This window comes from Bacillus sp. TL12, from assembly GCF_022625245.1.
Classification (GTDB): Bacteria; Bacillota; Bacilli; order Bacillales; family Bacillaceae_G; genus Bacillus_A.
Map to the genome: position 1 here is coordinate 1 of NZ_JAJJBY010000090.1, position 5,126 is coordinate 5,126.

Genomic DNA, 5,126 nt, shown 5'->3' on the forward strand with positions numbered 1-5,126 from the left:
CACAATTATCAGTAGTGCCTAATCCTTGTTATTCCAATGATATCAACAGTCTGTTTATAACTTATGATCAATTCTTTATACGAAATTTCATACATTCTTGTAATGTCGGGAATTCCTTCGTTTTGATTCCTAGCAATTCTTGAATAAATTTCTGTATATATGGACTAGAAGAAAACGCGGAAAAAGAAAAAAGCAGTGAGTGCCTAGAAATGCAAGGAACGGGGCCCTCATGATAGAATGTATTATCGTGGAGGTGATCGGTAATGAGCGGTAACGCGAGCGATAATAAGCGTATATATGTACCGAAGGACATTGCGTTGCTTTTAGAAGTAAAAGAAAGCACTTTACGTAAGTACTTTCAGACACTAGAAGCACATGGTTACATATTCCTAAAAAACGATCGTGGACATAGAGCTTTCTTCGATAAAGACGTAGTTGCTTTACGCCAATATGTTGATCTAGTACAGAAAAACAAAATATCGATGGATAGCGCTGCAAAAGTAGTATTAGCAATGGATTCAAGCAATGACTTATCGCACAGTGATAACGATAATAACAAAAATTTACCGATAACAAACGATAAAGATGTAGCGATCACCAACGATAATGATCACGATAAAGACTACGTAACAAAAGAGGAATTACGCGACATAATCGAAGGACTAACGAAGACAATTCAACAACAAAACGAGTACTTAAACAAACGTTTGGAAGAACGAGATCGAACGCTAATGGCAACGCTAAGAGAGATACAGGACACAAAAAAACAGATATCGGTGAGTAACGAACAAAAGAATGGGACTTGGCAATGGCTTCGTAGAATATTTGGTGGGAAGTAATAAGGGAAGCCGTACCCGCACAGATCGGTACGGCTTTTTTGTATTCAATACCTAAATATCTATTTGTTTGGGAAAAATCTTAATTTCAATTACTGTACATGAAATTTTAGAAGAACAAATAATATGCAGGATTTTATGCAAAAAGTAGGGAAGCTTGTCAAAGGATTGGGACGCCCAAACCAGCGACGCTCCGGTATTGTATAAAATCCTGCATATTTCATATTGTCGTAGAGTGAGAGAAATCCTTGATACAAAAAGATTATTGGAATAAAACAACTACTGATAATTGTTACATTATGTTAACAAGAAATATATATGATATGCATTCTTTTGAGCAAAAGAAAAACCATCCCGAAGGATGGCAGGGTCTATTTTCTAATAATAACTAGTTGCTGTACTATCGCCTCTGAAGAAGTAGTCACTCCATGAATCATAGAAGTAAATATCATAAGTACCGCCCCTCATATTGGTAAATGTTACATATCCATCGGATCCAACAACCTTGGTAGATGTGTAATTTCCTGTACTAGGATTATATAATTTTACCGAAAGCGCAGTTCCACATCGAAATACATACATTGAGGTTGCACGATAGGTAGCCCAGTTCACATTAGCACACCAGTTGATTTTGACTTTTATAGTCTGCCCTGATGAAACACCATAAATGGAGTAAGCTTCGCCATATCTAGGTCCATCAGTTTCAAATCCACCATAAGAACTTGCCGCACTTGCTAATCCACTAAATCCGAATAATAAAACCATTGACAACACCAACGATCCCATAACAGATAATAATTTCTTCATGAAAATCCCTCCTCTAAGTATTAATGTACTTAAATATCTTACAAATAAATGGATAAAATTGTAAGATTTTTATGGATATTTGAATATTTTGAATATTAAAAACAACCCTTCAGTAAAGCAAGTTGGGAGTAGTTTTTTAAGTTCTTAGATACATTTAATTCTGATAATGATGCGTTATGTCAACCTGACATGAATACCATATACATCAAAAAATGTACGACTTATTCTAATTCCTTCACGATAGAATGTAATTAATCCATATTTTTAAAAAATATAAGGAGGAGAGAAAACTTTTGTATAAAAAGCTTAGAAAACATCTTATATTAGGTTCCATAATTTTTATCATTAGTGGCTGTTCGATTTCAAAAGGATACAATACAAAGCAAGAAGCATTAAAGCAAGAATTAAAATCAACAAACAATACAGAAATAAATAAATATCATGCTTTAGAGCGTATTATAAAAATAGATGGAAAAACAGCCTTTTTTGTTACACCTGATAATTACATTTCAATAGCGGATTTAGAAATGAAAAATGGAAAATGGACTGTTAGTGGAACAACAGGAGGAGAAAATGTAAGTGAGTTAGAAATACAAGATTCTGGTATATCACCTACTTTTGGAGTTTCAAATGGAAAAGTTATTTCTGGTTATCTTAAAAATCCATCTATTAGCAAGGTATCTTATGAATCTACTTCGGGACATATAATAAATTTAGATAAATACTTACCTAACGAATCAAAATATAAAGGATAGAGTTTATGGTACATAATCCTTCCTAATAAATTAGACGATGGTCCAGAATCATTAGATTTTATTAAGACGGCTTTAGAGTTTAAAGATATAAACGGAACTATTATAAAATATAAAAACTGATCATCTAAAAACAACTTCTGATAACGACAATTATGTAAATGAGCTGTCTATATAGACAGCTCATTGTATTTTTTTACTTAGTTTGGGGTTTTTCCGAAATATTGACGGTACCTCTGAAACAAACAACAAAAAAGAATCCTGCATAAGCAAGATTCTCACAAAAAATATGGTTATTTCTTCAATCTAATTAGTAAAGAAGATGGAAGACGCTTTATCGTTCCAAGTTGATCCAACATAGTTGACATTGATACCGGATTGTACCCAAAATCTTGCTCCTCCGTAGTTAATATCCCAACACATAACTGTCCAGTTATGATTGTAACCCGCTTTCAACGAAGAAATTTTATCATTCCAATATGAACCGACCCAGCTAATATTACCGGAAGCTCCAAAGGAATTCCCTCCGTAATTAGAATGTTCATAAAAATACGAATTATAATAAACAGCTTGGGCTGTAATCATATTGTTTTTAGTATCCTTTTTACGCTCAACAACAGCACTCTGCAAATGAGCATTTAAACGGTCTTGATTTGTAAACCCATAGACTACTCCTTCTGCTTTTGCAACGTCATCGAAAACAAACTGAGTTACATTCTTTACATGCAAATCATCTTGTGCATATTTAACACCATCAATCATAACAGGCAAGTCTTTTAATTGAACCATATTCTCTGTTGAAGGCGTTTGTTTTGAAACTGAGGTTGATGTCGTATCAGCAAAAGCAGTAATAGGAATAATCGCCAAGACAAAAGCCAATAATGTAACAACTATTTTCTTCAAGAAAATCCCTCCTAGATGAATATCTTTTCCTATCCTAAAAAAAGAAAAATAGGTTTAATTCATAAGGAATTCAAGTGTTACTCTCATTCCCCGAATCATTTCCGTACCCCTTAATTATTATTAATTAGGGCTTCTCTTTATGTATAAAATTCCTGACCTTTTGATGTTTCTCCTTGTTTTTGGGTGTGAGTGCTGGCTGGGGGTCAGGGGGGCTAGCCCCCCTGGAACTTAACGTAACTGAATATGGAGTAAGCTTATTGCTTAGAACGATAGAACTGGCGGTTCGGCGGGTACAATTGCTAGTCCAAGTCGAGCAACTTAACCTTGTTTTTGGTATGTTCGGCTTGGCGACATGCCTATACCTGCCGAAAAAAGTTTTGCAAGGACAGAATCAAAAAGAAAAGGCGATAGCCTTTAGGTAAGGATTAACGAACCGACTTTTTGATTCTGAGGGTGGAGATTTTTGAGTGGTTTTCTCAAAAATACTACCCGTTCCTTGCGGAACTTTTAGCCCTATATATAAGAGTGAGATAGAGAAAATATAAAAAGTCAGTAATAGCAAGGGTTTATAAGACATGAGGTGTTAATTTTTTTTAACACCTGTGTTAATTTTTTTTAACACCTATAAAATGGAAAATCATATATAAAAAAAGATGTCAATATAAAAATTGACATCTAAAATAAATAAATTGGTAGTTTATGTTTTTTCCTATTACCTTCAATTTTGATATTACGTAAAGCTTTTGAAAAAATTTGTTGAGTCGCTCTATCAATATCATCTTTAGGTGAATTACATAATATATTAGGATTAACAAACCAAGTCCTTGCTGAACAAGTTCTTCCATCTTCAGTTATTACACCAGTTTCTGCAACTCCTAAAACTCCTTTTTCAAGCAATTCATTCATCAATTTTGAAATAGAAGTCCTTGTTTTCCCTAATTTCTTAGCTAAATAACTAGGAGATGCTGCATTCGGTTTTATATCATCATCTTCATTTTTTTCAACAATAACATTTGATTTAAATTCTAGAAATCTTGAAATATCAAATAAAAATGCCTTTTCCGGTTGAGTTAAATAGCCAATTTCACATAAATAATCAATATTCTCTGTAATCATTTGCACAAATCTCACCCGATCCGTAGGTTTTTTCTTTTTACCAATGAAATATTCTTCTCCACCAGACATTTTACTCAATACTTGTAGCATCATGGCTCTTTCTTCTTCAGAAAGTCCACCACTATTTTCAAGTTTTTCATAAATACTATCAATCTTACTATCTCTTACTTTTGCCTTTTTTTCAGCTTGTACAAAATCAATATTTTTCTTTGTCATATCTAAGTTAATTCCTCCTTAATTGAGGGAATCAACAAAAATACCTATTTTTTGCTATTTGATTATAAATCAAATTATGATAATCTATAATCAGATAAGTGAATTTTAGGTATTTTCGTAGAATACCCTATTAAAAAGAGTCATGTTCCCGCATGACTCTTTTTTCATTCTATCACGTTTTCAATAACCTTGAAGATAAAAACAAAGTTTCCCTATTTTTTTACCGTTCCATATCAAAACCTCGATGTTTATTAATTTCTTTCTTATGTTCCTGTTCAAAATGGTTATCTACACCTTTTATATCCAATTCATTTTTAACAAGCCCTCTAAACGCCTTAAATTTCTCTTTAAACACTTTTTTCGTCTGTTGATATAAAACCCTTATGTTTGCCTGTAAATCCTTTATATGAACCTTTAACGAGCCTATTTCTCTATTTAATACACCAACTTCTTTTTGCAACTGACTCTTTTCTCGTTTCAATGTTCGATTTTCTTC

General features: G+C 33.0%; 5 protein-coding genes and 1 pseudogene. 2 read left to right on the forward strand and 4 right to left on the reverse strand.

The features are described from left to right. The first annotated feature begins 263 nt into the window (after nt 1-263). Complete coding sequence (locus LOK41_RS27175; RefSeq protein ID WP_241819190.1) at nt 264-839, forward strand: DUF3967 domain-containing protein; 576 nt, start codon at nt 264-266, stop codon at nt 837-839. Between the two features lie 375 nt (nt 840-1,214). Here the strand turns inward: LOK41_RS27175 and LOK41_RS27180 are convergent, their stop codons facing one another. Beyond that, nucleotides 1,215-1,643 carry a hypothetical protein gene (locus tag LOK41_RS27180; protein WP_241819192.1) on the reverse strand — a complete coding sequence of 143 codons (429 nt, stop codon included), beginning with the start codon at nt 1,641-1,643 and terminating at the stop codon, nt 1,215-1,217. Nucleotides 1,644-1,936: 293 nt separating this feature from the next. Here LOK41_RS27180 and LOK41_RS27185 point away from each other — a divergent pair, with 293 nt between their 5' ends. After that, nucleotides 1,937-2,398 (forward strand): hypothetical protein, encoded by a 462-nt coding sequence (locus LOK41_RS27185; protein WP_241819194.1) that lies wholly within the window; start codon nt 1,937-1,939, stop codon nt 2,396-2,398. Between the two features lie 303 nt (nt 2,399-2,701). On the opposite strand, the gene LOK41_RS27190 is transcribed toward LOK41_RS27185, so the two are convergent. The 3 genes and pseudogenes from LOK41_RS27190 to LOK41_RS27200 all read right to left on the reverse strand — a co-directional run. After that, a complete protein-coding gene (locus tag LOK41_RS27190; RefSeq protein ID WP_241819195.1) occupies nt 2,702-3,298 on the reverse strand; it encodes a peptidase inhibitor family I36 protein in 597 nt (198 codons plus the stop codon). 675 nt (nt 3,299-3,973) lie between these two features. Then, complete coding sequence (locus LOK41_RS27195; RefSeq protein ID WP_241819197.1) at nt 3,974-4,630, reverse strand: MarR family transcriptional regulator; 657 nt, start codon at nt 4,628-4,630, stop codon at nt 3,974-3,976. A gap of 220 nt (nt 4,631-4,850) precedes the next feature. Then, nucleotides 4,851-5,126: pseudogene (locus LOK41_RS27200) on the reverse strand (plasmid recombination protein); the annotation flags it as partial.

What these genes read in the sequence shown, in the direction of transcription:
- LOK41_RS27180 (WP_241819192.1), bottom strand. Translation starts at nt 1,643, where the DNA reads ATGAAGAAATTATTATCTGTTATGGGATCGTTGGTGTTGTCAATGGTT.
- LOK41_RS27195 (WP_241819197.1), bottom strand. Translation starts at nt 4,630, where the DNA reads ATGACAAAGAAAAATATTGATTTTGTACAAGCTGAAAAAAAGGCAAAA.
- LOK41_RS27175 (WP_241819190.1), top strand. Translation starts at nt 264, where the DNA reads ATGAGCGGTAACGCGAGCGATAATAAGCGTATATATGTACCGAAGGAC.